The organism is Streptomyces sp. NPDC104202, from assembly GCF_055584185.1.
In genome coordinates this window covers 115,333-141,495 of sequence record NZ_JBVJMN010000003.1, presented here as the reverse complement: position 1 = coordinate 141,495, position 26,163 = coordinate 115,333, and the positions used below count along the sequence as shown (strand labels likewise).

General features: G+C 74.7%; 29 protein-coding genes and 1 tRNA gene. 12 read left to right on the top strand and 18 right to left on the bottom strand.

Annotated features, from left to right (window positions below; genetic code table 11):
* Positions 1–7: 7 nt before the first annotated feature.
* The gene (locus ACZ60W_RS03250; protein WP_469753621.1) at positions 8–1,897 is read left to right on the top strand and encodes a M64 family metallopeptidase; all 1,890 of its coding nucleotides are present in this window, start codon (positions 8–10) and stop codon (positions 1,895–1,897) included.
* Between the two features lie 85 nt (positions 1,898–1,982).
* On the opposite strand, the gene ACZ60W_RS03245 is transcribed toward ACZ60W_RS03250, so the two are convergent.
* The 3 genes from ACZ60W_RS03245 to ACZ60W_RS03235 all read right to left on the bottom strand — a co-directional run bounded on the left by ACZ60W_RS03245 (position 1,983) and on the right by ACZ60W_RS03235 (position 3,988).
* Entirely contained in the window at positions 1,983–2,801 is an 819-nt protein-coding gene (locus ACZ60W_RS03245) for an SAM-dependent methyltransferase (RefSeq protein ID WP_469753620.1), read from the bottom strand.
* A gap of 74 nt (positions 2,802–2,875) precedes the next feature.
* Positions 2,876–3,112 (bottom strand): DUF397 domain-containing protein, encoded by a 237-nt coding sequence (locus ACZ60W_RS03240; RefSeq protein WP_015037566.1) that lies wholly within the window; start codon positions 3,110–3,112, stop codon positions 2,876–2,878.
* Positions 3,113–3,988, bottom strand: coding sequence for a helix-turn-helix domain-containing protein (locus ACZ60W_RS03235; protein WP_366307035.1), 876 nt, complete (start codon positions 3,986–3,988; stop codon positions 3,113–3,115).
* Positions 3,989–4,260: 272 nt separating this feature from the next.
* Here ACZ60W_RS03235 and ACZ60W_RS03230 point away from each other — a divergent pair, with 272 nt between their 5' ends.
* The 3 genes from ACZ60W_RS03230 to ACZ60W_RS03220 are packed head-to-tail and all read left to right on the top strand — an operon-like array spanning position 4,261 to position 5,955.
* Positions 4,261–4,692, top strand: coding sequence for an ATP-binding protein (locus ACZ60W_RS03230; RefSeq protein ID WP_469753619.1), 432 nt, complete (start codon positions 4,261–4,263; stop codon positions 4,690–4,692).
* 5 nt (positions 4,693–4,697) lie between these two features.
* A complete protein-coding gene (locus ACZ60W_RS03225) occupies positions 4,698–5,204 on the top strand; it encodes a hypothetical protein (RefSeq protein WP_469753618.1) in 507 nt (168 codons plus the stop codon).
* A 34-nt stretch (positions 5,205–5,238) separates the two neighbouring features.
* A complete protein-coding gene (locus tag ACZ60W_RS03220) occupies positions 5,239–5,955 on the top strand; it encodes a class I SAM-dependent methyltransferase (protein ID WP_469753617.1) in 717 nt (238 codons plus the stop codon).
* A gap of 94 nt (positions 5,956–6,049) precedes the next feature.
* On the opposite strand, the gene ACZ60W_RS03215 is transcribed toward ACZ60W_RS03220, so the two are convergent.
* The 4 genes from ACZ60W_RS03215 to ACZ60W_RS03200 form a co-directional block, all read right to left on the bottom strand.
* Positions 6,050–6,137, bottom strand: a tRNA-Leu gene (locus ACZ60W_RS03215).
* A 400-nt stretch (positions 6,138–6,537) separates the two neighbouring features.
* Positions 6,538–7,287: a class F sortase gene (locus ACZ60W_RS03210; RefSeq protein ID WP_469753616.1), complete on the bottom strand. Its 750-nt coding sequence runs from the start codon at positions 7,285–7,287 to the stop codon at positions 6,538–6,540.
* Positions 7,288–7,391: 104 nt separating this feature from the next.
* Entirely contained in the window at positions 7,392–7,946 is a 555-nt protein-coding gene (locus tag ACZ60W_RS03205; protein WP_469753615.1) for a hypothetical protein, read from the bottom strand.
* Between the two features lie 158 nt (positions 7,947–8,104).
* The gene (locus ACZ60W_RS03200; protein WP_469753614.1) at positions 8,105–9,061 is read right to left on the bottom strand and encodes a beta-ketoacyl-ACP synthase III; all 957 of its coding nucleotides are present in this window, start codon (positions 9,059–9,061) and stop codon (positions 8,105–8,107) included.
* 247 nt (positions 9,062–9,308) lie between these two features.
* Here ACZ60W_RS03200 and fdhD point away from each other — a divergent pair, with 247 nt between their 5' ends.
* Positions 9,309–10,136: a formate dehydrogenase accessory sulfurtransferase FdhD gene (gene fdhD, locus ACZ60W_RS03195; RefSeq protein ID WP_469753613.1), complete on the top strand. Its 828-nt coding sequence runs from the start codon at positions 9,309–9,311 to the stop codon at positions 10,134–10,136.
* A 23-nt stretch (positions 10,137–10,159) separates the two neighbouring features.
* On the opposite strand, the gene ACZ60W_RS03190 is transcribed toward fdhD, so the two are convergent.
* The 3 genes from ACZ60W_RS03190 to ACZ60W_RS03180 all read right to left on the bottom strand — a co-directional run bounded on the left by ACZ60W_RS03190 (position 10,160) and on the right by ACZ60W_RS03180 (position 12,315).
* A complete protein-coding gene (locus ACZ60W_RS03190; protein WP_469753612.1) occupies positions 10,160–10,543 on the bottom strand; it encodes a (2Fe-2S) ferredoxin domain-containing protein in 384 nt (127 codons plus the stop codon).
* Complete coding sequence (locus ACZ60W_RS03185) at positions 10,540–11,061, bottom strand: isochorismatase family protein (protein WP_469753611.1); 522 nt, start codon at positions 11,059–11,061, stop codon at positions 10,540–10,542. The genes ACZ60W_RS03190 and ACZ60W_RS03185 overlap by 4 nt, the downstream gene beginning before the upstream one ends.
* A gap of 78 nt (positions 11,062–11,139) precedes the next feature.
* Positions 11,140–12,315, bottom strand: coding sequence for a bile acid:sodium symporter family protein (locus ACZ60W_RS03180; protein WP_469753610.1), 1,176 nt, complete (start codon positions 12,313–12,315; stop codon positions 11,140–11,142).
* Between the two features lie 155 nt (positions 12,316–12,470).
* On the opposite strand from ACZ60W_RS03180, the gene ACZ60W_RS03175 reads away from it, so the two are divergent.
* From ACZ60W_RS03175 to ACZ60W_RS03165, 3 genes are all read left to right on the top strand, one after another.
* On the top strand, positions 12,471–13,337 hold the full coding sequence (locus ACZ60W_RS03175) for a LysR substrate-binding domain-containing protein (protein ID WP_469753609.1): 867 nt from the start codon (positions 12,471–12,473) through the stop codon (positions 13,335–13,337).
* Between the two features lie 295 nt (positions 13,338–13,632).
* The gene (locus ACZ60W_RS03170) at positions 13,633–15,462 is read left to right on the top strand and encodes an AMP-dependent synthetase/ligase (RefSeq protein WP_469753608.1); all 1,830 of its coding nucleotides are present in this window, start codon (positions 13,633–13,635) and stop codon (positions 15,460–15,462) included.
* A 185-nt stretch (positions 15,463–15,647) separates the two neighbouring features.
* On the top strand, positions 15,648–16,442 hold the full coding sequence (locus ACZ60W_RS03165) for an aldo/keto reductase (RefSeq protein ID WP_469753733.1): 795 nt from the start codon (positions 15,648–15,650) through the stop codon (positions 16,440–16,442).
* A gap of 157 nt (positions 16,443–16,599) precedes the next feature.
* On the opposite strand, the gene ACZ60W_RS03160 is transcribed toward ACZ60W_RS03165, so the two are convergent.
* Positions 16,600–17,877, bottom strand: coding sequence for an SUKH-4 family immunity protein (locus tag ACZ60W_RS03160; RefSeq protein ID WP_469753607.1), 1,278 nt, complete (start codon positions 17,875–17,877; stop codon positions 16,600–16,602).
* 130 nt (positions 17,878–18,007) lie between these two features.
* Between ACZ60W_RS03160 and ACZ60W_RS03155 the strand changes: the two genes are divergently transcribed.
* Positions 18,008–18,472: an RICIN domain-containing protein gene (locus ACZ60W_RS03155; RefSeq protein ID WP_469753606.1), complete on the top strand. Its 465-nt coding sequence runs from the start codon at positions 18,008–18,010 to the stop codon at positions 18,470–18,472.
* Between the two features lie 21 nt (positions 18,473–18,493).
* On the opposite strand, the gene ACZ60W_RS03150 is transcribed toward ACZ60W_RS03155, so the two are convergent.
* The gene (locus ACZ60W_RS03150) at positions 18,494–19,465 is read right to left on the bottom strand and encodes a class I SAM-dependent methyltransferase (RefSeq protein ID WP_469753605.1); all 972 of its coding nucleotides are present in this window, start codon (positions 19,463–19,465) and stop codon (positions 18,494–18,496) included.
* Between the two features lie 71 nt (positions 19,466–19,536).
* Entirely contained in the window at positions 19,537–20,472 is a 936-nt protein-coding gene (locus ACZ60W_RS03145; RefSeq protein ID WP_469753604.1) for an AraC family transcriptional regulator, read from the bottom strand.
* Between the two features lie 100 nt (positions 20,473–20,572).
* Between ACZ60W_RS03145 and ACZ60W_RS03140 the strand changes: the two genes are divergently transcribed.
* On the top strand, positions 20,573–21,430 hold the full coding sequence (locus ACZ60W_RS03140; protein ID WP_469753603.1) for a Rossmann-fold NAD(P)-binding domain-containing protein: 858 nt from the start codon (positions 20,573–20,575) through the stop codon (positions 21,428–21,430).
* A gap of 20 nt (positions 21,431–21,450) precedes the next feature.
* Here the strand turns inward: ACZ60W_RS03140 and ACZ60W_RS03135 are convergent, their stop codons facing one another.
* Both ACZ60W_RS03135 and ACZ60W_RS03130 read right to left on the bottom strand, forming a co-directional pair.
* Entirely contained in the window at positions 21,451–22,185 is a 735-nt protein-coding gene (locus ACZ60W_RS03135) for a class I SAM-dependent methyltransferase (protein WP_469753732.1), read from the bottom strand.
* Between the two features lie 107 nt (positions 22,186–22,292).
* Positions 22,293–22,595 carry a 4a-hydroxytetrahydrobiopterin dehydratase gene (locus tag ACZ60W_RS03130; RefSeq protein WP_469753602.1) on the bottom strand — a complete coding sequence of 101 codons (303 nt, stop codon included), beginning with the start codon at positions 22,593–22,595 and terminating at the stop codon, positions 22,293–22,295.
* A 93-nt stretch (positions 22,596–22,688) separates the two neighbouring features.
* On the opposite strand from ACZ60W_RS03130, the gene ACZ60W_RS03125 reads away from it, so the two are divergent.
* Positions 22,689–23,501 (top strand): helix-turn-helix domain-containing protein, encoded by an 813-nt coding sequence (locus ACZ60W_RS03125; protein WP_469753601.1) that lies wholly within the window; start codon positions 22,689–22,691, stop codon positions 23,499–23,501.
* Here ACZ60W_RS03125 and ACZ60W_RS03120 read toward each other — a convergent pair.
* The gene (locus ACZ60W_RS03120; RefSeq protein ID WP_469753600.1) at positions 23,482–23,907 is read right to left on the bottom strand and encodes a hypothetical protein; all 426 of its coding nucleotides are present in this window, start codon (positions 23,905–23,907) and stop codon (positions 23,482–23,484) included. The genes ACZ60W_RS03125 and ACZ60W_RS03120 overlap by 20 nt on opposite strands.
* 259 nt (positions 23,908–24,166) lie before the next feature.
* On the opposite strand from ACZ60W_RS03120, the gene ACZ60W_RS03115 reads away from it, so the two are divergent.
* A complete protein-coding gene (locus tag ACZ60W_RS03115) occupies positions 24,167–25,375 on the top strand; it encodes a low temperature requirement protein A (protein WP_469753599.1) in 1,209 nt (402 codons plus the stop codon).
* A gap of 55 nt (positions 25,376–25,430) precedes the next feature.
* Here ACZ60W_RS03115 and ACZ60W_RS03110 read toward each other — a convergent pair whose 3' ends face one another.
* On the bottom strand, positions 25,431–25,583 hold the full coding sequence (locus ACZ60W_RS03110) for a hypothetical protein (RefSeq protein ID WP_469753598.1): 153 nt from the start codon (positions 25,581–25,583) through the stop codon (positions 25,431–25,433).
* Between the two features lie 61 nt (positions 25,584–25,644).
* The gene (locus tag ACZ60W_RS03105; protein WP_469753597.1) at positions 25,645–26,025 is read right to left on the bottom strand and encodes a hypothetical protein; all 381 of its coding nucleotides are present in this window, start codon (positions 26,023–26,025) and stop codon (positions 25,645–25,647) included.
* Positions 26,026–26,163: the final 138 nt, after the last annotated feature.

Below are 26,163 nucleotides of genomic sequence, written 5' to 3'. Positions count from 1 at the left end.
GCGCCCCATGACCTCACAGCGCAACGGAGCACGCAGAGGCCTGGCCAGGCTCGTCGCGGTCTGTCTGCTGGCCGCCGGACTCGTGGGAGCGGGACCGGCGGCCGCGGAGACCCCGACGACCGGTGACGGTCCCGTCGTCGTCCCCGTCCAGACGACCGGGCCCGCCGACCGGCGGTTCAACCTGGTCTTCATGGGCGACGGTTACACGGCGGCGGAGATGCCGGCCTTCCGCGCCGACCTGGAACGCCACCTGAACACGCTGTGGAGCATCGAGCCCTTCGCCTCCTACCGCTCGTACGTCAACGTGTGGGCGGTGGAGGCCCCTTCGGCCGAGTCCGGGGTGGACTGCGACCCGGCGCTGACCGCCCCTGCCCGCGACACCGCGCTCGACATGGGTTTCTGGGGCGGCTGCAACCCGGCGAGCGTGCAGCGGCTCCTCACCGTCGACAGCCGCAAGGCAGCGGCGCTGGCCGATCTCGTCCCGGGCACGACCCGGGCCAACCGGCAGATCGTGGCGCTCGCCCACAGCTCCACCTACGGCGGCGCGGGCGGCGGCTACGCCACCGCCTCCGGCGGCAACGCGCTCTCCGCGCTCATCACCCCGCACGAGATCGGCCACTCGCTCGGCGGCCTCCAGGACGAGTACGACTACTACGCGCGGGGAGTGCCGGGCGAGGCGTACTCCGGTCCCGAGCCCGCCTCCGCCCACCACACCCTCCTGACGGAGGAGCGGATGCGGGAGCAGCGGGCCAAGTGGTGGCGCTGGCTGGGCGAGGAGAGCGAGTCCGGCGGCCGGATCGGCCGCTTCGAGGGCGGCCTGTACAGCACGGGGGGCGTCTGGCGCCCGAGCCGCCACTCGCTGATGAAGACCCTGGGGTACTCCTTCGACCAGGTGGAGCGCGAGGTGATGGTCGGGGCCGTGTCGGCGAAGGTCGACCTCGTGCAGGACCACACGCCGAACGCGGCGCCCGTCGGGGCGGACCGGGTCGTGTGGGTGGAGACCCTGCACCCGGTGGGCGGCGCGCTCTCCGTCACCTGGCGGCTGGACGGCCGTATCCTGCCCACGCGCGGCGCGCGCTCCGTCGACCTGCGGCGCCTCGGCCTCTCCCCCGGTGAGCACGCGCTCACGGCGACGGTCACCGATCCGACGCCGTTCGTCCGCGACCCGGCGCTGCGGGCCTCGCACGCGCTGACCCGTACCGTCGGCTGGACGGTGGACCCCTCCCTGACCACCCGGGCGGAGCCGGTGCGTCCCGCCTTCACCGGGCACACCCCCACCGGCAGACCGGTCGGCGCCCGGTCCGTCGTCCACGCGGACACCACCCGTCCGGCCGACCGCGTGCCGGCCGTCCACTGGCGCCTCGACGGCCGGCCCGTCCGCCCCGCGGACCGCAACGACCGTGATCTGGACCTGGGTTCGCTGCGCCTCTCCCCCGGGACGCACACGCTGACCGCGCGCGTCCCCGGCACCGCCGAGGTGCTGGAGTGGACGGTGGACGCCCGCCCGGCGACGGCCTCGTACACGCTGTCCACGCCGCTGCGCACGGTGGACCGTCCGGGCCGCCCCGTGGAGTACGTCTACGACGGCCCCTTCACGCTGCGGCTGACCGCGCGGGACGACCAGGAGGGGGCCGTCGTCAGCCAGTTCAGGGTGGACGGCGACGGCTGGTACACGTACTACGGCTGGCCGACGGACGCCGACGCCCCGTTCCTGTTCTCGCCCGGCGGCACCGTGATCGACGACCTGGTGTACGGGAAGCTGGGGCGGTCGCGCGCGGTGCCCTGGGATGACGCCACCCCCGACCTCGGCACCCACACCGTCGAGTACCGGACGATCGACGCCGCCGGGAACGTGGGGCGCGCGCGGAGCTTCCTGGTGACGCTCGTGCGGCCGTAGGTCGTCTCGGGGCGCGGGAACGACGGAAGGGCCCGTGGACCGGGGTGCGGTCCACGGGCCCTTCCGGTGCTCCGTACGGTCGGGGTCAGAGCTTGCGGGCCACGCCGGCCCACCCGGGGATCGGGTCGTCGCCCTGGACCGGGACGGGCTCGCCCAGCTCCGGGTGCCACTCCGCGGTGAGCGCGACACCGGGCTCGACGAACTCCATGCCCGTGAAGAACGCGGCCAGCTCGTCGCGCGAGCGGGGCCGCAGGGTCAGCCCGCGCGCCCGGTACATGGCACTCGCCTTCTCCGCGCCCTCGGGGTCGAAGTCCCCGGTGACGTGGGAGAGGACGAGGTAGCTGCCCGGCGCGAGCTTCTCGACGATCTTGGCGACCAGTTCGTACGCACCGTCCTCGTCCCCGACGAAGTGCAGCAGGGCGAGCATCGACAGCGCGATGGGCTGGTCGAAATCAAGGACCTTTCCGGCCCTTTCGAGGATGACCTCGGGCTCCCGGGCGTCCGCCTGGATGTACTCGGTGGCCCCTTCCGGGGTCGAGCGCAGCAGAGCGGCCGCGTGCGCGAGCACGATCGGGTCGTTGTCGCAGTAGACGATGCGGGACTCCGGCGCGGCCTCCTGCGCGATCTGGTGCAGGTTGGGCTCGGTCGGGATGCCCGTGCCGACGTCCAGGTACTGCCGGACGCCGTGGGCGCTCAGCCAGCGGATGGCGCGGTGCATGAAGGCCCGGTTGACGCGGGCCATGTCCCGGCCCCGGGCGTCGACGGTGAGCAGCTGGCGCGCCATCGCCTCGTCGACCGGGTAGTTGTCCTTGCCGCCCAGGAACCAGTCGTACATCCGCGCGGGATGCGGCTTGCTGGTGTCGATCTGCAGTCCGCCGTGTGGGGCTGCGGGTTCCTGGGTCATCGGCTCTCCTGGTCGGGATGAACGGCTGGCACTACAGCAAGAGTTACGCGATGGTAGGGGTGGGACGGAAGGGTTCAGGTGAGCAGAAAGTCAGCCTGACCGGATTTGGCGCCCTGGATGAAAGCGGCGATCTCCCCGTGCGTGTAGATGAGCGCTGGTCCTTCAGGGTCTGCGGACTGTCGCACGGCGACTCTGCCGTCGGCCAGCTTCATGGCCTCGACGCAGTTGCCCCCGTTCCCGCCGCTCCAGGGCTTGTGCCAACCCTCGGCACCGAGCTCGGCGGCGGGCATGCCGTTGTATATGCGATCCATTCACAGCTCCTTGCGGAGATTCCGGAGAATCTCCTTCGTGCGTTGTGCAGTCGCGGCCTGAGCCGCCATGCGGTCCATGACCTCCAGGTGGGATGCCACCTCTGGACGCGCGTCGAGATAGACCGCGCCGGTCAGGTACTCGCTGTAGACCATGTCCGGCAGTTCGGGCATGGCGAAGCGGAAGAGGACGAACGGTCCGTAGGTGCCGGGGTGGTGGCCGGACGCGAACTCCGCGATCTGCAGGGTGACGTTCGGCGACTCGGACGCTTCGAGCAGCCGGTCGAGCTGGTCGCGCATCACCTCGGGCCCGTCGCCGACCGGTCGGCGGAACACCGTCTCGTCCATGATCACCCAGAACTTCGGGGCGTCCTCCCTGGTGAGCAGGGACTGGCGCTCCATCCGTAGGGCTACATGGCGCTCGGCGTCCTCGTCCTTGCCGGCATCGCTGCCGCCACCGACCGCCCCGCTGCGCAGAATGGCACGGGCGTACGCCTCGGTCTGGAGGAGACCGGGCACGAACTGGGGTTCGTAGGCCCGGATGAGGCTGGCCGCCCCCTCCAGGCTCACGTACATGGAGAACCAGCCGGGCAGCACGTCGTGGAACCGCTGCCACCAGCCGGGGAGGTTGGCCTCCTCCGCGAGGGCGATGAAGCCCTCGGCCTCGGAGTCCGTGATCCCGTACTCCTTGAGCAGGAGCTGGACGTACGGGATCTTCAGCGCGACCTCGGCGGTCTCCATCCGCCGGACGGTGGCCGGGGCCACCCGGAGGATCTTCGCGGCCTCTTCCCTCTTCAGGCCGGCCCGCTCCCGCAGATCCTGCAGACGCCTGCCGAGAACGACCTGTCCCACCGTGGGGGCGGACCGCGGCTCGCTCACTCTCAGACCTCCCCGACGCGCTGTTTCGACGAGTGTGCCACGAAGCCGGGCCGGTGAGAACAAGGCACTCTGCAATTTCCAGAGTGCCACTTGCCAAGTGTCCGAACCAGGAGGACAGTGTTCCGGTGAACCAGTACACGCTGCCGCCGTGCGCCGTCGCGCCCACGGCGACAGCGCCGTACGGCAGTCCTGCCCACTGTTGTGAGGAACCGGTCGTGGCTTCTGGTAACGCGCAGCCCTCAGGTCTCATGAGCCCGCGAGCCCCTCGGGTCATGGCCCCGCGCCCACAGCAGCACACCGATCCCGTCCGCCGCTTCGCCTTCGAGCTCCCGGCGCTCACCTCGTCCGTCGCACGCGCCCGCCGGCTCGCCGAGGAACGCCTCATACTCTGGGGCTGCGGCCCCGAGATCCGCGACACCGTCGCCCTGGTCGTCTCCGAACTCGTCACCAACGCCGTCGTGCACACCGCCAGCGACCGCGTCGTCTGCGAGCTCCGCGAGGACGAGGAGACCCTGCGCGTCTCCGTGCGCGACGAGGGCGGCCCCGCCGACCCCCGCATACGCGACTGCGGCGAGGAGGAGCGCGGACGCGGCCTCCTCATCGTCGACGCCCTCTGCTCCGCCTGGGGCGCCGACCGCACCGGTCACGGCACGGCCCAGGTCGTCTGGGCGGAACTCGCCCACGGCATGGGGGAACCGTGCTGAGGTCGATGGCCACCCGCATGCTCCCGCGCTCGGCCCGCAAGCCGCCGGAGACCGTCCCGTGGCAGCGCACCGGCGCGGACGCCCGCGGACCGCACCCCCGGCCCCTCGGCTCGGCCTCGCCCGGCGCCCGGACCCTCGGCTCCGACGAACTCGCCGCCACCCGCCTCGCCGTCCCCGTCGGCCTCCACACGGGACTGGGCTGCGACGCCGTCGGCGTCCCCGCCCGCTTCGGCTTCAAGATCCTCTCGCGCCTCCCCGCCAAGGGCTGCGTCTACGCCGACTCCGACTGGTGGTGGTGGCTCGTCCCGGCCCGCTCGGACCTGGACCTCGCCTGGCCGCTGCCCGCCTGCTACGCCCCCGGCGCAGAGATCCCCGACCGGGGTCCGCGCCTCATCCACCACCCCGACGGGGTCTCCCCCTACACCCCGCCGATCCCGCTGTACCTGCTGGTCTGCCAGCTCACCGGGATCGCCCCCGCCTGGCCGGCGCCGCCGGTGGGCAGCGCGCTCTGACGCCGCAGGACCCGCACGGCATAGGGTCGGAACCATGTTCACCCCGCAGGGTCCCCGCCTCCGCGAACTGACCGTCCAGGCGCTGTCCTCCGTCGAGCACGGCTACGACCTGCTCGCCGACTCCTTCGACGCCACCCCGTTCCGCACCTCCGACCGCCTCCTCACGGCCGTCGCCCGCACCCTGGAGTCCCTGGGCCCCTTCGACTCGGGGCTCGACGTCTGCACCGGCACGGGCGCCGGGCTCGGGGTGCTGCGCTCCGTCTGCGCGGGCCGGGTCACCGGCGTCGACTTCAGTGCGGGGATGCTCGCCCGGGCCCGCGCCGCCCACCCCGACGCCGACCTGGTGCGCGCCGACGCCCTGGCCCTGCCCTTCGCCCCCGTCTTCGACCTGGCGGTCAGCTTCGGTGCCTTCGGCCACTTCCTCCCGGCCGACCAGCGCACCCTCTTCGGCCGGGTGCACGCCTCGCTCCGCCCCGGCGGCACCTTCGCCTTCCCGCTGCCCGCCCCGCCCCGCGTCGGCTCCCGCCTCTACTGGACCCTGTGGGGCTTCGACGCCGTCATGCGCGTCAGGAACGCCGTCTGGCGTCCCCCCTTCGTCATGTACTACCGGACCTTCCGCCTCGCGGACGTCCGCACCCGTCTGACGGACGCCGGCTTCGACGTCACCCTGGTCCCGGTCGACACCCTCGGCCGCCGCGACGACGGCAGCCCGCGCTGCCGGCTGGTCGTGGCACGCAAGAGCGCCGGATGACCGTGCCCGGAGGCGAGGGCACGGAGCCCGGCACTCCCGCCTCCGGACATGCGAGAAGTGCCGGTCGATACGAGATCGACCGGCACTTTTCGTGTGGTGTCCGAGGGGGGACTTGAACCCCCACGCCCGATAAAGGGCACTAGCACCTCAAGCTAGCGCGTCTGCCATTCCGCCACCCGGACAAGGTGTCTGTCGCTTCTCGGTTTCCCTCGCGGCGACAGATGTAACTCTACCAGGGGTTTGAGGTGCCGTTCACCAGCGTTTTCCGTGGTCAGTGGGGTGGAGGAAGGCCGGCACCTGCGATTCGCTGCGATTTGTCCGGTGGTGCGCACGATGCGTGCTCACGGTCGTACGCAGGGTGTGGGCCGGCGCGGGAAGGATCCGCGAAATGCCTGGTGGCGGGGGTGGGAGCGCCCGTCGAGGGCGAGGCCGGCAGCAGCGGCGGGCGGTACGGGGCGCCGGGCGGTGCGGAGGGCCGGGGTGGGAGCCGGACGCCCCCCGACGCCGGCTCCGCGGGCCCACCCTGACGACCCGGACGCGGTCCAGGCCAATGCTTCACGGGGAGTCCGTCAGGTCGGGCGGTCAGCGCACCTCGACGAGGCGGGCGGAGACCACGACGTTGCCGGCGTAGCCGCTCTCCTCGGTGAAGACTCCGCCGCAGGTGATCAGGCGCAGCTCCGGACGCCCGGAGTCGGCGTAGACCCGTTCGGCGGGGAAGTCCTCCTTGGAGACGAGCTCGACGCCGTAGACGGCGAAGACGGCGGTGCGTCCGTCGCGCCGGGCGATCTCGACGCGCTGCCCCCGCGAGACCGCGCCGAGGTCGTAGAAGACCGCGCGGCCGCCGGGGGTGTCGACGTGGCCGACGACGACGGCGGTGCCGCGCTCGCCGGGGGTGACCGCCCCGGTGAACCAGCCCGCGACACGGTCGTCCCGGGGCGGCGGGGGCTCGATCCAGCCGTCGGCGTCGAGGCCGACGGCGGTGACGGGGGCGTCGATGCGGACGGCGGGGACGCGGACCCGGAGCGGGGCCGACGCCGGGAGCGGGCCGGGGGCGGCGGCCGGGGCGAACAGGGAGGCGTCGGCGCGGGCGGCGCCGCGGGGCGCGGCGGCGGCGAGGGGCTGCGGCGGACCGTCGGCGCGGAGCTCGTCCGCGCCCCCGCGCACGAGGTGGACCCCGACGAGGAGGGCGACGGCGACGAGGCCCCAGGCGCCGTGCCGTCCGGCGCCCTGGGGCCGTTCGGCCCCGCGGAGCCACCCGGCGGCGCGGGACGGCGTGGCACCGTCGGTCCGCTCCGGGCCCGCCGGGCGTTCCGCACCGTACGACCGCCCCACGTCCCGCCCTCCTCGGCAGCGTCCCCCGCGTATGGCGCCCCTCCGTCCCGGACCTCGTCACACCGGGTCGGAGGGGCCGTCTCAGGCCCCCCGGGTCCCGGCCGTCAGGCGTGGCCGCCGGAGTCGCGGCGGCGGGTCAGGGCGACGGCGGCGCCGAGCGCGCCGGCGATGAGCAGGACGCCGGTGACGACCTCGGCCGTGCCGAGCCCTTCGGAGCCGGGAGCCGAGGCGGCGGTGCCGTAACCGGCCTTCACGCCCTTGTGGGCCGTGGCGGGCAGGCCCTCCTGGTGGTCGTCCGGCTTCGGCCGGGGCTCGGCCGGGGCGACGGTGAGGGGTGCGGTGCCGCGCTCGCCCTTGCAGTCGAAGGTGATCTCGTACTGGGCACCCGCCTTGGCGTCGACGTCGACGGTCGCGGTGCCCGGGCGGCCCTCGGTGAGGGTCACGGTGTCGAAGACGCCGGAGGTGACGGTCACCGACGGCACCTCGCACCCCTCGGAGGTGAGGGTCACGGTGCCGCCCGGGGCGATCGTCGCCGGGGTGACGGAGAAGCCGAACGACGTGATGCCGCGTTCGCCCTCGTCCGCCAGGGCGGCCGGCGCGGCCGCGGCCGCGAGGACGGCACCGAGCAGGGCGGCGGAAGCGGCACGTATCGCGCGCATGGGCGGTCCTCCGGTTCACACGAGGGCTCGGACGCGGAGCGATTCCGCGTACGGGACGAAACGACCCTCACCGTGATCGAAGCTAGGTCCGCCCCCGGCGCGCCGCCACCGGCGCGCCGCCGAACGGAGGGTCCGGACCGCGCGCCGGGCGCACGGCCTCAGGGGACGCGGACGACCTGGCCGGCGTACGAGAGGTTGCCGCCGAAGCCGAAGAGCAGGACGGGGGCGCCGGAGGGGAGTTCGCCGCGCTCGACCAGCTTGGCGAGGGCGAGCGGGATGGAGGCGGCCGAGGTGTTGCCGGAGTCGACGACGTCGCGGGCGACGATCGCGTTGACGGCGCCGATCTTCGCGGCCAGCGGCTCGATGATCCGCAGGTTGGCCTGGTGCAGGACGACGCCGGCGAGGTCCTCGGGGGCGACGCCGGAGCGCTCGCAGGTCCTGCGGGCGAGCGCGGGGAGCTGCTGGGTGGCCCAGCGGTACACGGACTGCCCCTCCTGCGCGAAGACGGGCGGGGTGCCCTCGATGCGGACGGCGTGGCCCATCTCCGGGACCGAGCCCCAGAGCACCGGCCCGATGCCGGGCGCGTCGCCCGCGTCCGCGTCCTCGACCGCCTCGACGATCGCGGCGCCCGCGCCGTCGCCGGTGAGGACGCAGGTGGTGCGGTCCGTCCAGTCGGTCACGGCCGTCATCTTGTCGGCGCCGATCACCAGGACCCGGTGGGCGCCGCCGGCCCGCACGGCGTGGTCGGCGGTGGCGAGGGCGTGCGTGAAGCCGGCGCACACCACGTTGAGGTCCATGGTGGCGGGCGAGGCCATCCCGAGGCGGGCGGCGACCCGGGCGGCCGTGTTCGGGGAGCGGTCGATCGCGGTGGAGGTGGCGACCAGGACCAGGTCGATGTCGCCGGGGGCGAGACCGGCCGCGGCGAGGGCCTTGCCGGCCGCGTGGGCGGCGAGCTCGTCGACCGGCTCGTCGGGGCCGGCGACGTGCCGGGTGCGGATGCCGACCCGGCTGGTGATCCACGCGTCGTCGGTGTCGACGATCTCGGCGAGATCGTGGTTGGTCAGCACCTTGGCGGGCTGATAGTGCCCGAGCGCGGCGATGCGAGTGCCCGTCATACCCGGGACCCCCTAGGTGGTTCGTTCGGCGGCAGGATCCCCCAGTCTTGCCAGCGACTGATGGGTAACAGGTGACGTAAACCACCAAGATTCACCCGTACCGCTTGGTCGACCGTGACAACGTCCCTGGTGGGGGCGGGGGCTCCGGCCGGTGCCGGTCCGCGTGTGACGCCGGTGCGGGTGGAGGAGAATGGCCCGGCCGGGGCCTTCCCGGCCGTCACGGCGGAGAGAAACGAGAACGGTCACGATGGGTCGGGTCACCGAGCGACGGCGCGTGCTGCGGATCCGGGGCGGTGCGGTCACCGCGCGGCCCGACACCCTGGTGGCGGAGGAGCCGCTGGAGATCCGGCTGAACGGGCGCCCGATCGCCATCACCATGCGCACCCCGGGCGACGACTTCGCGCTCGCGGCCGGTTTCCTGGTCAGCGAGGGGGTCCTCGCGGCCGCCTCGGACGTGCGGAACATCGTCTACTGCGCGGGGGCGACGGAGGATGGCCGCAACACGTACAACGTCGTGGACGTGCAGCTCGCGCCCGGCGTGGCCGTCCCGGACATCAGTCTGGAGCGGAACGTCTACACCACCTCGTCGTGCGGCCTGTGCGGGAAGGCCAGCCTGGACGCGGTCCGCACCACGGCGCGCTTCCCGATCGCCGACACTCCCCCCGTACGACTCTCCCCCGCGCTGCTGTCCGGGCTGCCCGACCGGCTGCGGGCCGCGCAGCGGGTCTTCGACACGACCGGCGGCCTGCACGCGGCGGCGCTCTTCACCGAGGAGGGCGAGCTGCTGGACGTCCGGGAGGACGTCGGCCGGCACAACGCCGTGGACAAGCTGGTCGGCCGGGCCCTGCGGGAGGGGCTGCTGCCGCTGGAACGGGTCGTCCTGCTCGTGTCCGGACGGGCCTCCTTCGAGCTGGCGCAGAAGGCCGTGATGGCCGGCATCCCGGTGCTCGCGGCCGTCTCGGCGCCGTCCTCGCTCGCCGTCGACCTGGCCGCCGAGACCGGGCTGACGCTGGTGGGCTTCCTGCGGGGGCCCGACATGAACGTGTACGCGGGCGAGCACCGGATCGCCGTCTGAGACGACCGCGATCCGGGCCCGGCTCAGTTCTTCGGCGGGTCGATCATCTGGAGGGCGAGGGTGGCCGGGGGCGGGGCGACGCCCGGGCCGCCGGCGGCCGTCCAGTCGAGGATGTCGTCGAGGCAGTCCTCGTCGAGGGTGAAGCCGATCCACGCGGCCCGTCCGCCGCGCCGCCGGCCCTCGGTGGAGGGCTGGACGACGACGATGTTGGCCTGGGCGCAGGGCCCGAGGCAGTCGCTGGTGCGGACGGCCAGGCGGCCTCCGGAGGCCGCGGCGGCCGCCCGGAGGCGGGCGAGCTGGCCGGCGTGGTCGGTGCCCGGGTTCTTGCGGGCGTCGCCGCAGCAGCAGCCGCGGCAGACGACGAGCGAGCAGGGGCGGGCCCCGTACCGTATCGGCACCGGGGTCACTCCGGGCCGTCCAGCGTGATCCCGGTGACCGGGGCGACCGTGCCGAGGCGCGGGAAGTCCAGGTCGACGGAGGCGCGGTGCTCGTCGGCGGTGAGGGCCGCCATCGCGTCCTCGGCGAAGACGAGGTCGTAGCCGAGGTCGCCGGCGGCGCGGGCCGTGGACTCGACGCCGAGGTTGGTGGCGATGCCGCCGAGGACCAGGGTGGTGGCGCCCAGTCCGGAGAGCAGGGCGTGGAGCCCGGTGTCCTGGAAGCCGCCGATGGTCCGCTTGACGACGACGTGCTCGCCGTCCCGGACGAGTCCGGCGACGAGGTCGCTGCCGGGCGGCTGGCTGTCGACGCCGGGCCGCTCCACCCGGATGTGGACGACGGGCGCGCCGGCGGCGCGGAAGGTCTCGGCGAGCCGGGTGGACGCCTCGACGACGTCGGTGCCGGGTCGGGGGGCGAGGGGCAGCGCGACGATGCGTTCCATCAGGTCGACGAGGACGAGCGCGGTGCTGCCGGGATCGAGTGCGGGCATGGGAGCACCGTAGCCGTCCCGATGATCATCCCGGGGCGGCCGGTGGTGTGATCCGGCCGACGCGGGGGGCGCACGGGGTCACCGGCCGGTCGCGGCCCCCGGCGCGCGTACGGTCCCGGCGGCGTCGCCGGGGTCCGTGGCGGTGGTCTCCGGCGGGCGGGTCTCCCCCGGAGCCGTGTCCGCGGGCGTGGTCCCGGGCGGGCGGGTCTCCCCCGGGCCCGTGTCCGCGGGCGCGGTCCGCGGCGGGGTGGGTTCCGCGTCCCGCGAGCGGCGCTTGGCGATGACCGCGCAGACCATCAGCTGCATCTGGTGGAAGAGCATCAGCGGCAGCACGGCGAGCGCGGCCTGGGGGCCGAAGAGGACGCTCGCCATGGGCAGGCCGGCGGCCAGGCTCTTCTTGGAGCCGGCGAACTGGATGGCGATCCGGTCGCCCCGGTCGAAGCCGAGGAGCCGGGCCCCGTGCCACGTCAGGGCGAGCATCACGGCGAGGAGGACGGCCTCGACGGCGAGCAGCAGGACGAGCCGGCCGGGGGTCACCAGGTGCCAGATGCCGGCGACCATGCCCTGGCTGAACGCGGTGTAGACGACGAGGAGGATCGAGCCGCGGTCGACGAGGCCGAGGACCGTGCGGTGCCGGGCCAGGAAGCCGCCGACCCAGCGGCGCAGGAACTGGCCGGCGAGGAACGGCACGAGGAGCTGGAGGACGATCTTCAGGAGGCCGTCGCCGGAGAGGCCGCCCGCGCCGTCGCCGAGGAGCAGGGCCGCGAGCAGCGGGGTGAGGACGATGCCGGCGAGCGAGGAGAAGGAGCCGGCGCAGATCGCGGCGGGCACGTTCCCCCGGGCGATCGAGGTGAAGGCGATGGACGACTGGATCGTCGACGGCACCAGACAGAGGAAGAGGAGGCCGGCGGCGAGTTCGGGGGTGAGCACGGTCGGCGCGAGCCCCTGCGCGGCGAGGCCCAGGAGGGGGAAGAGCAGGAAGGTGCAGCCGAGGACGGTGAGGTGCAGCCGCCAGTGCCGGAGGCCGTCGAGGGCCTCGCGGGTGGAGAGCCGGGCGCCGTAGAGGAAGAAGAGCAGGGCCACGGCGCCGGTGGACGCGCCCTCGGCGACGTCCGCGGCCGCGCCGGACGCGGGCAGGAGCGCGGCGAGGGCGACCGTGCCGAGCAGGGCCAGCACGTACCCGTCGACGGGTATCCGGAACGGCGGACGCGGGCGGCGACCGGGGCCGGCGGGGCGCGGGGTGGGGCGGGTCATGGTCTCCACTGCTCTGTGCGCTGCGGGGGTGGCGCCGTTCCGTGCGGGGATCGCGCCCTCCCATCCTGCTCCACGGTCCGGTGATCGGGAATTCCGTACAGCCTTCTGACTGTCATCACGGTTCACGATGACCGGAGGCGCGGTAGCGTCGACGCGTGTACGAGCCCACCCAGCTGCGCACCTTCCTCGCCGTGGCCCAGACGCTGAGCTTCACGCGCGCCGCCGAGCGGCTCGGGCTGCGCCAGTCGACCGTCAGCCAGCACGTGCGGCGCCTGGAGGAGGCGACGGGCCGGCCGCTGTTCACCCGGGACACCCACCGGGTGGAGCTGACGGAGGACGGCGAGGCGATGCTCGGGTTCGCCCGCACCATCCTCCAGGCGCACGAGCGGGCGGCTGCGTTCTTCGGCGGGACCCGGCTGCGCGGGCGGCTGCGGTTCGGCGCCTCGGAGGACTTCGTGACGACCCGGCTGCCGGAGATCCTGGAGTCGTTCCGGCGCGAGCACCCCGAGGTCGACCTGGAGCTGACGGTCGAGCTGTCGGGGACGCTCCAGGCCCGGCTGGCGGCCGGCCGGCTCGACCTGATCCTCGCCAAGCGGCGCGGGGAGGAGAGCGGGGGCCGGCTCGTCTGGGAGGACTCGCTCGTCTGGATCGGCGCGCCGGGACTGCGGCTGGACCCGGACCGGCCGGTGCCGCTCATCCTCTACCCGCCGCCGGGGATCACCCGGGCGCGGGCCCTGGAGGCGCTGGAGGCCCAGGGCAGGGCGTGGCGGATCGCGTGCACGAGTTCCAGCCTCAGCGCGAACGTCGCGGCGGCCCGCGCGGGGCTCGGGGTGATGGCGCACACCCGGGGCCTGGTGCCGCCCGGACTCGTCCCCGTACCGGCCCGTGCCGGGCTGCCGGAGCTCGGCGAGGTCGGCTTCGTGCTGCGGACGGGACGCCGGGGCGGGGCCGTCCAGGAGGCGGCGGACGCGCTGGCCGAGGCGATCCTCGCGGGTGGGGACCGGCTGCACCGGCCCCGCTGAGAGCCCGGCCGGCGGGGCCCGCGGCGCCCGGGAGGCGACGCCGCGGGGGTCCGCGCGTGAGCGGCCGGTACAGATTCCGTGGAGATTCCCGCGCCGCGGACGTACCGACCGGTCCGTAACCAGCCCGGAGCGCCCGCGACTTGGCCACCTCACCGCGCCTGACCTGTGAGAACACGGAATGTCCCGGCTTGGTGAAGGCCCTCCCGCCGGGCAGGCGGGTGGGGTACCGTCACCCGCGCCGTACGGAGCGCGACAACGGACTTTTCCAGCCATCGAGCCGTCGAGGAGCAGGTCAGTGCGCGAGTTCACCGTGCCGCCCGTCGAGGCGGCGCCTCAGGTCGGCGGTCTGGCGGACGCCGTGTTCGACCACGCCCTCGACGAACCGGGCCGGATCGCGTTCGGCCGGAAGGATCCGGGCCCGGACGGGAAGTGGCGGGATGTGACCGCCGCGGAGTTCCGGGACGAGGTCGTCGGACTCGCGCGGGGGCTGATCGCCCAGGGGGTGCGGTTCGGCGACCGGGTCGCGATCATGGCCCGCACCCGTTACGAGTGGACGCTCTTCGACTTCGCGCTGTGGACCCTGGGCGCGCAGTCCGTGCCGGTCTATCCGACCTCCTCCGCCGAGCAGGTCTTCTGGATGCTCTACGACTCCGAGGTCACGGCGTGCGTGGTGGAGCACGAGGACCACGCGATGACGATCGGCTCGGTGATCGACCGGCTGCCCCGGCTCCAGCGGCTCTGGCAGCTGGACGCGGGCGCGGTGGCGGAGCTGACGGCGGCGGGCGCGGACATCGACGAGGCGGTCGTGCACCGGCACCGCAGGGCGGTGACGCCGGAGACGGTGGCGACGGTCATCTACACCTCGGGCACGACGGGCCGCCCGAAGGGCTGCGTGATCACCCACGCGAACCTCATGTTCGAGACGGACATGCTGAGGGGTCGCTGGGAGCCGGTGTTCCGGTCCCGGCCCGGGGACGAGACGTCGACCCTGCTGTTCCTGCCCCTCGCGCACGTCTTCGGGCGGATGGTGGAGGTCGCGGCGGTCCGCAGCGGGGTGAAGCTGGGGCACCAGCCGGTGATGGCCGCGGCCGAGCTGCTGCCGGACCTGGCGGCGTTCCGGCCGAGCTTCGTGCTGGCCGTCCCCTACGTCTTCGAGAAGGTCTTCCACGCGGCCCGGCGCAAGGCCGAGAGCGACGGGCGGACCGGCCCCTTCGACAAGGCCGTGGAGGTGGCGGTCGCGTACGCCGAGGCACTGGAGCAGAAGGCGTTCGGGACCGGTCCCGGTCCGTCGGCGGCGCTGCGCGTGCAGCACCAGTTCTTCGAGAAGACGGTGTACGGCAAGGTCCGGGCGGCCCTCGGCGGGCGGGTCCGGCACGCCATGTCGGGCGGTTCGGCGATGGACCGGAGACAGGGGCTGTTCTTCGCGGGCGCGGGCGTGACGGTCTTCGAGGGGTACGGGCTCACCGAGTCGTCGGCGGCCGCGACCGCGAACCCGCCCGGGCGCACCAAGTACGGCACGGTCGGCCAGCCGGTCCCGGGCACGACGGTGCACATCGCGGAGGACGGCGAGGTGTGGCTGCACGGCGGCCAGGTCTTCTCCGGCTATCTGAACGACCCCGAGGCGACGGCGGCCGTCCTCAACGACGGCTGGCTCGCCACCGGGGACCTCGGCTCCCTCGACGAGGACGGCTATCTGACGATCACCGGGCGGAAGAAGGAGATCCTGGTGACCTCCGGCGGCAAGAGCGTCGCCCCCTCGGGCCTGGAGGAGCGGGTGCGGGCGCATCCGCTGATCGCCCAGTGCATCGTCGTCGGCAACGACCGGCCGTACGTCGCCGCCCTGGTCACCGTCGACCAGGAGGCGGTGGAGCACTGGCTGGCGATGCAGGGGCGGCCGCCGATGGCGCCGGCCGAGCTGGTCCGCGACCCGGCCCTGGAGACGGAGATCCGGCGCGGCGTCGTCGCGGCGAACACCCTGGTCTCGCAGGCCGAGTCCATCCGCACCTTCCGCATCCTGGCCCACCCCTTCAGCGAGGAGCACGGGCTGCTCACCCCCTCGCTGAAGCTGAAGCGGAAGGCGATCGAGCGGGCCTACGCGGCGGAGGTCGAGGCGCTGTACGGCTGAGCCGCCCCGCCCGGGCGGATTCCGCCGGAGCGGAATGCGCGGGGGCCCTTGATCGTTGACCCTGGGAAGTGCCCGTACGACCGGCAGGGGCGTACGGCCGTCACGACCCCAGACAACGTAAGGATCCAGGCCACGTGAGCACGGACAGCAAGGTTCCCTCCATCACCCTCGCCAACGGCGTCGCCATGCCGCAGCTGGGCTTCGGCGTGTGGCAGGTGCCGGACGACGAGGCGGCGACGGCCGTGGCGACCGCACTGGAGGCCGGCTACCGCTCGATCGACACCGCCGCGATCTACCAGAACGAGGCGGGCACGGGCCAGGCCGTCGCCGCCTCCGGCATCCCCCGCGAGGAGCTGTTCGTCACCACCAAGCTGTGGAACAGCGAGCAGGGCTACGACTCCACGCTGAAGGCCTTCGACGCCTCGCTCGACAAGCTGGGGCTCGACTACGTCGACCTGTACCTGATCCACTGGCCGGTGCCGGCGAAGGACGCGTACGTCGACACCTACCGCGCCTTCGAGAAGATCCTCGCCGACGGGCGCGCCAAGGCCATCGGCGTCTCGAACTTCCTGCCCGAGCACCTGGAGCGGCTGATCGGCGAGACCTCGGTCGTGCCCGCCGTCAACCAGATCGAGCTCCACCCGCAGCTCCCCCAGCAGGCGTCGCGCGAGGCGCACGCCCGCCTCGGCATCGCGACCGAGGCGTGGTCGCCGCTGGGCCAGGGCCGCGGTCTCCTGGAGGTCCCCGCGATCGTCGCGATCGCCCGCAAGCACGAGCGGACCCCCGCCCAGGTGGTGCTGCGCTGGCACCTCCAGCTGGGGAACGTGGTGATCCCGAAGTCGGTCACCCCCTCGCGCATCCGCGAGAACATCGACGTCTTCGACTTCGAGCTCGACGCCGAGGACCTGGCCGCCATCGCCGCCCTCGACGAGGCCCGGCGCCTCGGCCCGGACCCGGCGGAGTTCCACGTCGGCGCCTGAAGGACACGGAGGAGCCTGCCGCGCCGCGCCGCCTCCGCGGTGCGGCGGCGCCTCGGCCGCGCACGCCGGGGCGGGTGAGCGCGCTCGCCCGGGCCCGGCGTCCGAGGGTGCCGGGCCCGGTGCCCGAGGACGGCGGGCCCGGTGGTGCCGCCCCGGCTCAGTAGCCGTCGACGCCCAGTTCGGTGATCGAGGCGAAGAGGTGCTCCCACACGTCCGCGCCGGGCGCGCCCTCGGCGAGCGCCCCGGCGTCCACCGCCGCCACGGCCCGGAGGAACTCCTTCACCCCGTCCTCCCCGTCGTACGGGTCCCAGCACGCGCCCATGTGGCGGCGGACGCCCTCCAGGAACCGGACGAAGGAGTCCAGGTCGCGGACGAGCGGGAAGACGGCGTCGCCGCCGGGGCCGTGGCTGCCGTCCGGCTGCCGCATGCCGACGGCCCCCGTCACCGGATGGAGGAACACCTCCCCGTCGTCGCAGTGGCCGAGGTCGAACGAGCCGACGCTCAGCAGGCCCTCCGGGCCGGGTGCCAGGAAGGGGTCCGCCGCCGCGAACGACGTGACGCCGGCCGCCCAGTGCCGCGGCACGCCGGCCCCGGTCAGCAGGGCCCGGGTGGGCGCGTGGACGAGGGCCGCGGGCAGGTCGTCCGCCGCGACGCGCAGGACCCCGCCGGGGCCGAAGACCGCGTCGAGCCGGGCCGCGTCGAGGGGAGCCGCGGCGGTCCTCGTGCCGGGCCGGAACCACGGTCCGCCGTCCGCCGGCGTCCGCTCCGAGGCGTCGGCGCCGCCGGTCGGCCAGTCGGCCAGGGCCGCGTCGTTCCGCTCGACGACGACCACGCCGCGCGCGTCCAGGAAGGCCAGGCGGCCGCCCTCCAGCGGGACCGGCTCCTCCCAGCCCTCGGGGACGCGCAGCGCCCAGGACGCCTCGTCGGCGTCGAACAGCCAGGGGCCGTCCGGCTCCTCGACGTCCACGGGCCCGGCCCCCTCGGCAGCGGCGGGGGCGGGGGCGACCCGGCCGGTCGCGGGGTCGAACCAGGTGTCCGGACACCACAGCGCCCCCACCTTGAGCAGCGGCCCGCCGTCGGCCTCGTACAGCTCGGCGGAGCGGTCGCCGCTGAGGTTCGGCTCGGCCTCGAAGGCGCCGACCGGCCGCCACCACGCCCACACCGTCCGCCAGGGCAGGCCCGGTTCGGCGGCGGCGACCCGGTCGGCGTAGGCGCGGTGCCCGAGGACGGTCGCCGCGAAGTGCAGCCAGGACGCGAACTCGGCCGGGGCCGCGGGGGCGGCGCCGAAGACGGCCTCGGCCTGGGTGAACACCTCGCGGCCCACGCCGCCCTCGTCGTCCGGCAGGGCGTCGAGGCGGGCGCGCAGCTCCGCGCGGTCGTGGCGCAGGACCCGCGCGGGGTCGTCGAGCAGGGAACGGAGATCGGGATCGGTCACCGGGCCCATGGTGTCAGGCCCGGCCCGTTGTCGGACCCGGGACGTAGAGTCGGGGACGGCCCGGCGGGGGACGGCCCGCGGCCCGCGCGCCGCGCGTTCGACAGCCGGGAGCAGCGAAGGAGTCGGAACGTTGAGCGGTGGTCCGGAACCCGTCGAGGCGGGTCTCTACCGGGTCCGGAACGTGGCCAGCGGGCTGCTGCTGGAGGTGTACGCAGGGTCGGGCCGCGGCGGGGCGAGGGTCCAGCAGGGCACCGAGAACGGCACCCCCGGGCAGCACTGGCACATCACGCCGGTGCCGAACGGCGGCGGGCTGCACCACCTGGTCAACGCGGCGAGCGGGAAGCGGCTCGACGTGGCGAACGCCTCCACGGAGAACGGCGCCCGCATCCAGCAGTGGCGGGCGAACAACTTCGGCGCGCAGGAGTGGATCATCGAGCAGGACCTCCAGTCGCCGGGGACGGTGGCCCTGGTGAGCTTCGTCAGCGGACTGTTCCTGGAGGTCGCCGACGGGTCGACGGAGGACGGCGCAGGCGTCCGTCAGTGGGAGGACACCGACTCCCCCTTCCAGTGGTGGCGGCTGGAGCCGGTGTCCTGACGCCCGGCGGCGGGCGGCGGATCAGCCCTTGCGGGCGGTGTGGACCGTACGGGCCGTCAGGTGGAAGAGGTCCGTGCGCCGGTACAGCGACAGCGCGTCGGCCGGGTCGAGGAGCCGGTCGAGCGTCTCCTTGTCGTCCGGGGCGACACGGACGCCGACGCCCTCCCTCAGCCGCGTGTAGTGGGCGACGGCCAGTTCCCGCACGGCCGGGGAGACCGGAGCGGGGACGTCGGTGAGGAAGGTGCGGGTGCCGGCCGGGGTCAGTCCGGCGCCGGCGAGGAGCGCCCGCCAGTCGTCGGGCTCGTCCTTCGCGTCGGGCAGCTCGGCGCGCATCTCGCCGAACCAGTCGGCGTGGGCGGCGTCGAGCCGGGCCTCCAGGCCCGGCCGGCCGATCCCGATGTGCCACGGCAGGTGCCGGGTGGGCAGCCCGCCCTCGACGAGCACCATCAGGCCGCCGGGGTCGAGCTGCTCGGCGAACCGGGCGAGGGCGTCGCCCTGGTCGCCCATGTGGTGCAGGGAGTTGCCCGCCCAGATGATGTCGGCCCGGCCCAGGGAGGCGATCTCCCCGGGGAGTTCGGCGTGCAGGGTGGTGACGCGCGCGCCGGTGCCGCGGGCGTCGGCGCGGGCCCGCGCGAGGGCCAGCAGTTCGGGGCTGCCGTCGACGGCCACCGCCTCGGCGGCCGGGAACGCCTCGGCGAGCAGGCTGGTCACGACGCCGGGGCCGCTGCCGACGTCGAGGATCCGGCGGACCCCGGGCGCCGGGACGAGGGTGCCGAGCCAGGCGGCGGCCTCCGCGTAGGCCGGGCTCGCGAGCTCCGCCTGCCCCTCCAGGAGCGGCGCCAGCTCGCTCCAGTCCAGGTGGGTGTGGGCGCCGTCGTGCCGGTGACCGTGGCCGTGTCCGCCGGCGGGCCCGTGTCCGTGGCCTTCGGCGTGCCCGTCGCCGTGGCGCTCGTCGTGGGCGGGGGCCGGGTGGGGTGCGCGATGCTGACTCATGGCTCCAGGGTGCGCGGGGACGGTCCGGAGCGCCAGAAATGTTGCCGGTCCGGCAAAACGGGAAGGGTCCGTCACGCCCGGGCGGTGCGGTGTTCCTGGGGGCTGATCCCCCGGACCCGCTTGAACGCGGCGCTCAGGGCGAAGGCGCCGCTGTAGCCCACCCGCCGCGCGACGGCCTCCACCGTGGCGTCCGGCTCGCGCAGCAGGTCGGCGGCGAGCGCGATGCGCCAGCCGGTGAGGTACGCCATCGGGGGCTCGCCGACGAGGTCGGCGAAGCGGCGGGCGAGCGCCGCCCGCGACACCCCCGTCTTCGCGGCGAGCGAGGCCACCGTCCAGGGGTGGGCGGGATCGTTCTGCAGCAGCCGGAGCGCCTGTCCGACGACGGGATCTCCCATGGCCCGGTACCAGGCGGGGGCCGCCGCGCCGGGGCGGGCGAACCAGGCGCGGACGGCGGCGATCAGCAACAGGTCCAGGACCCGGTCGAGCACGACGCTCTGGCCGGGCTCGTCGCGGGAGATCTCCTCGTCGAGGAAGGGCATGAGGGGGCAGTTCCACACGTCCGCGGGCAGGTGCGCGAGCGCCGGCAGGGCGTCGAGGAGACGGCGGCCGACCTCGCCGTCCATCAGGTAGGTGCCGACGAGGACCGTGGTGCCGCCGTCGGGGGCGTTGCCCCAGGTGCGGACGCCGAGCCGCATGGACTGGGAGAGAGGCTCTCCGGTCAAGGTGGTGCAGGTGCCGTCGGGGCCGATCCGGGCGCGCGGCGGTGCGTCGGGCGCGTCGGCGACGGTGTACGGCTCGGGGCCGCGGGCGATGGCGATGTCCCCGGGGCGCAGCAGGACCGGGTCTCCGGCGTCGGGGACGACCCACGCCTCGCCCTCGGTGACGCACATCAGGCAGATCGGGGCCCCGTCCTCGATCCGCACGGACCACGGCGGCTCCATGATCATGCGCAGCAGGAAGGCGCCCTTGGCGCGGGGCCCGTCGAGCAGTCCGGCGAGTGCGTCCATGGTGGGCAAGGGTAGAGCGTGCGGGAGGGTGAGACGGAGGCGTAGGTCCGTGAGACGGCGGAGCATGGGCGCGGGGCCCCACGGGCGGGAGTCTTGAGCCATGACGACGAACACGCAGCAGACGCAGACCACTTCGACCACCTCCGCCGCCACGGTGCTGGTGACCAGCGCCACCGGCAAGACCGGCCGCCGCGTCGCCGAGCGGCTCGCGGCGCGCGGCGTCACGGTCCGTGCCGGTTCCCGCACCGGTGCGACCCCCTTCGACTGGGAGGCGCCGGAGGGCTGGGCCCCCGCTCTGCGGGGCGCCGACGCCGCCTACGTGGCCTACTACCCCGACCTGGCCGCCCCCGGCGCGGCCGAGTCGATGACGGCCTTCGGGCGGCTGGCCGCCGAGAACGGCGTACGGCGGCTGACCCTGCTCTCCGGCCGGGGCGAGCCCGAGGCGGTGCTCGCCGAGGACGCCCTGCGCGCGGCGGCCACCGGTGTCGAACTGACCGTCGTGCGGGCCTCGTTCTTCGCGCAGAACTTCTCCGAGGGGCTCCTCGCCGAAGGGGTCGCCGAGGGCACGGTCGTCTTCCCGGCCGGTGACACCGCCGAGCCGTTCATCGACGCGGACGACCTCGCGGACGTCGTCGTCGAGACCCTGGCCTCGGACGGGCACGCCGGCCGCGTGCACGAGGTGACCGGCCCCCGGCCGGTGGGCTTCGCGGAGGTGGCGGCCGAGATCTCCCGCGCCTCGGGCCGGCCGGTGGTCTACGCGCCCGTCTCCCCGGCCGAGTACGCGGGGATGCTCACCGGCTTCGGCCTCCCGGCCCCCGAGGCCGAGTGGCTGGCGTCGCTGTTCGCGACGCTGCTCGACGGCCACAACGCCTCCGCGACGGACGGCGTGAAGCGGGTCCTCGGCCGTGAGCCGCGCTCCTTCGCCGCCTTCGCCTCCGAGGTCTGGGGCGGGGCCTGAGCCCGCGGCCGCCGGGTCGTTCAGCCGCGGCGGACGAAGGCGGCCAGCCGGTACCGGGGGTCGGGGCGGGGCCGGTCCTGGTCGGGCAGGGCAGCGAGGGCCGCGGCGAGGGCCTCGGTCTGCGCCGCCTCCCCCCGGAACCAGGAGGCGTAGTAGCCGGCGCGGAGCTTGCGGACGGTGTCCCGGGGTGTGGCGCCCTGACCGTGGCCGGTGAATCGGGTGCCGGGGACGGGGTCGAGTCCGTGGGCGGCGGCGTGGGCGGAGACGGGTCCGGCGCCGTCGGAGGCCGGCCGGGCGGAGCGGTGGGGGCGGAGGACCGCGTCGATGTCGCTGCCGACGTCGTGGGCGGCGTCCTTGTCGACCGTGGCGATCAGCACCCCGCCGGGGCGCAGCACCCGGGCAGCCTCCGCGACGATCTCCGGCGCGAACGGGACGAGGTGGAGCAGCCAGACGGCGCTGACCGCGTCCACGGCGGCGTCGCGCAGCGGCAGCCGGCGGGCGTCGGCCCGAACGGTCCGGCCGGGGACGCGCCCGGCGGCCGTCCGCAGCATGGCGTGGGCGGCGTCGGCCCCGTACACGCGCAGGCCGGGTCTGACGATCCGGGCGGTGACGAGGCCGGTGCCGCACGCGAGGTCGAGCAGGGTGCGCGCGCCGGGCGGCACGAGGGACAGGACCGCGTCGGCCGCGGCCCGGGCGCGGGGCACTCCGCCCCGGGTGCGGTCGTAGTGCGCTGCCTCGGCCTCGTAGTCGAGCACGGTGTCCGCCATACGGTGATCCTAGGTGGGCGCCCACCGGGACGGGGCTCCGGACCGGGGCCCGCGGGCTCCGGGGGGCAGGAGCCCGTGCCGCGGCCGGCGCTCCGTCAGTTCGCCCCGTGGCCGGGGGCGATCGCCTCGACGCGCTCGGCGAGGGCGAAGTCCTTCTCGGTGAGGGCGCCGCCGGCGGAGTGGGTGTGCACGGAGAGGGCCACGGTGTCATAGCCGAGGGTGAGGTCGGAGTGGTGGTCGAGCTCCTGCTGGATCTGGGCCACGTGGACGACGAGGGCCGTGGCGGCGAAGTGGTCGGGGAGCCGGTAGGTGCGGGAGAGGCGGTCACCGGCCGACCAGCCGGGCAGCTCCCGCAGCCGGTCCTCGATCTCCTTCTGCGACAGCGGCTGTGTGGGCACGGCGGTGCTCCCTCCGGTCGGGTGGTGCGGGGTGACGGACAGGGGCCCCGGGAGACAGATACCCGGGGTCCCCCTCTGGGATACCGTCTGACCATGACAACCGTCGTGAGCGACACGGGCGTGGGGGCGCTGCTGCGCGGATGGCGCGAGCGGCGGAGGCTGAGCCAGCTGGAGCTGGCGCTGCGCGCCGACTCCTCGGCGCGGCACATCTCGTTCGTGGAGACGGGCCGTTCGCGGCCGAGTGAGGAGATGGTCCTGCGGCTCGCCGAGCACCTGGAGGTGCCGGTGCGCGAGCGGAACGCGCTGCTGCTCGCCGCGGGGTACGCCCCCCGGTACGCGGAGTCGCCGCTGGACGCCCCGCGGCTGGAGGCGCTGCGGGAGGGCATCGAGCGGCTGCTCCAGGGGTACGACCCGTTCCCGGCGCTGGTGGTCGACGGCTCGTACACCGTCGTGGCGGCCAACCGGGGCATCGGCCTGCTGCTCGAAGGGCTGCCGGAGCACCTGCTGACGCCCCCGCTCAACGCGATGCGGATCACCCTGCACCCCGAGGGGCTGGCGCCCCGCATCCTGAACCTGCGGGAGTGGCGGGGGCACCTGCTGGCCCAGATGGAGCGTCAGATCGGCCTGGTCCGTTCGGAGTCGCTGCGCGCGCTGTACGAGGAGGTGGCGGCGTACCCGCTGCCGCCGGGCGCGGAGGCGGAGGCGGAGGAGGCCCCCGCGGAGGAGCCGTATCCGTACTTCGCGCTGCCGATGCGGATCGCCCACGACGGACAGGTGCTGTCGTTCGTGTCGTCGATCTCGACCTTCAACACCCCCCTGGACGTGACGGTCGCCGAGCTGGCCATCGAGACGCTCCTCCCGGCCGACCCGGCCACCGTCGCCTACCTCAGGACGCTCGGCGGCTAGCCGCCCGCAGCGCCGCCCACTGCAGCGCGGCGAACGCCGCCACCGTGACCGCCTGCACAGGCGCCCACACCAGTCCGGCCGTCGTGGGCTCCAGCCACGCGACCAGGGCGACGACGCTGAGCACCGCCCACACCGCGTTGGCGTCCACGACCGCCTTCACCGCGAGCGGGGCCGGCTCCGGCCTGCTCGCCAGCCACGCCACTCCGCCCGCGAACAGCGTCAGGAACAGGCCGAGTGCGAAGAGCAGCCCGGCGTCCACCCCCAGCAGCTCCCCCAGCGGTCCGGACGCCGCCGCGTACGCGAGGCCGTTCGCCCCGGTGACGGCGGCGTCGAGAGCGAGGAACCGACGCACCGCCGTCTGGGGCCTGGTGGTGCGGGCGAGACCGGCGAGCAGGGCCTGGGACATGACGGATCACCCTCCGAGAGGAACGTTCGTGCGGATCGGGGACCCGGCTCCCGGACGGAGTGCGCCGCCCGGGCTCCGGTGTCCCCGAGCATGCCGCCCCTCGCGGAGGGGGTCGATGACGTCGGAGGTAATGCTGCCTCCCCCGTCCCGGGATCCCTTGTGCGGGGCCGGAGTTCGGACGGGGCTCCGTGGCGGGGCGGGCGTGGGTATTCTTCGCGCCGGGGTGGCCGGAAGGGGTGCTCCGGAGGGGGAGACGGCGATGGCGTGGAACAGGGAACGGGCCGGGATGGTGGCCACGGCGGACGATCACAAGGTGACGCCGGCGGAGCTCTTCTTCGACCTGGTGTTCGTGTATGCGATCACCCAGGTCACGGCGTTGATGGCGGCGGAGCCGTCGCCGGTGCGGGTGGTGGGCGGCATGGTGGTGCTGGCGCTGCTGTGGTGGTGCTGGTGCTGCTTCGCCTGGCTGGGGAACGTGGTGCGGGCGGACTCGGGGGCGCTGTTCGCGGTGCTCGTCACCGTGATGGCCACGGTCCTGGTCGTGTCGCTGACGGTGCCGAAGGTCTTCTCGGACCCGGTGGGCGGGCTGTCGGCGCCGCTGCTGTTCGTGCTCTGCTACGGGACGGTCCGCGTCCTGCACCTGGCGTCGTACTGGATCTCCAGCCCCGGTGATCCCGCGCTGCGGGCCACCCTGCGGCGGACGGCGCTGGTGTCGGTGGCGCCGCCGCTGGTGCTGTTGCTGATCGGGAGCGCGTACAGCGGGCGTATCCAGCTGCTGCTGTGGCTGGGGGCCGTGGCCATCGACTACGGCGGCATCTACGTCACCGGCTCGTCGGGCTGGCGGGTCAACTCCCCGGCGCACTTCGCCGAACGGCACGGCCTCATCGTGATCATCGCGCTCGGCGAGTCCATCGTGGCGATGGGGGTCGGCGTCGCCGGCCTCCCGATCACGTACGCGGTGCTGGGGGCCTCGGCCGCGGGGCTGCTCCTCGCGGCCGGTCTGTGGAAGCTGTACTTCCGTCAGCTGGGCGAGGCCGCCGAGCACCGGCTCACCGCCCTCGACGGCGACGAGCGGACCCGCTTCGCCCGTGACGTCTACACCTTCCTCCACCTGCCGCTGGTGGCCGGTGTCGTCCTGTGCGCGCTCGGGATGAAGAAGGTCCTCCAGCAGGTCGCGGACACGGGGCACTACGGCCTCGCCGAGCCCCTGCACGGTGCCGTGGCCTGGTCGCTGACCGGCGGTGTGGGCGTCTTCCTGCTCGGTGCCGCCGCGATCGTCCTGCGCACCACGGGCCGCCGTCCCCTCGCCCTCGCGGCGGGCGGCGCGTGCTGCCTGGTCGCCGGCCCGGTGGTGGCCCTGGTGCCCGCGCTCGTGGCGCTCGGGGTCCTCGCCACCCTCGCGGCGGTCCTGGTCGGTCTGCACGGCCGCCGGACGGCGGCGCGTCCGGAGGTGGCGGAGGCGGCCTGACGCGCCGCCCGCGGCCAGGGCCTGGTTCGGGGCCCTGGCCGGACGGGACGGTGGTTCAGCGGGCGGTGTCGCCGCGGGGCCCGGAGGGCTCGGGCGCCGGGCCGGGGGCCGGGGCGGGCGGTTCGGCAGCGGAGCGGTCGGCGCGCTGGGCGCGGGACGCCTCGGCGCGCAGCAGGGCCTGCAGGACGGCGTACGGGTCGACGGGCATGACGGAACTCCTCGCGGTGCGGGGGACGGTGACGGCGTTCGGCTGTGGAGGCACGGGCCTCTCAGCAGCGCATCACCACGCGCCGGAGGACGTCGCCGCGCGGTGCGGGGACGACGGGTGCGGGGGTCCGCCGGAGCCGGCGGACGGGGCGCGGGCGGGGGCGGGGGCCGACGGGCCGCAGGCCCGTGGCGTGCCGCCGTCCGCGGCCGGGGAGCCCGGCCTCGGTGGAGGCGGGGTCGTGGGTCTCGCCGCCCGGGTCGGGGGCGGGGAAGGCGGAGCTGCGGAGTTCGGCGCCGCCGGGGACGGTGGCCGCGGCGCCCGCGCCGAACAGGGCGGCGAGGACGAGGAGCAGCGCGATCCACCGGTGCCGGGTCCGCTCCGGGCGTGCCCGGCGCCCCGCCGGGGTGGCGGGCGCGGGGTTCGGTCCTGACGCGGGGCTCACGGATATCCGTACTGCCCCGTCCGGGTGGGCGGGCGGCCCCCGGGCCCGGAGTTCCGCCCGGGCGGCCTACAGCGGGAGCGGCGGATTCACCGCACCGGCGGGCACGCCCGGGCGTCCGAGCGGGGGGTCGGAAACGGC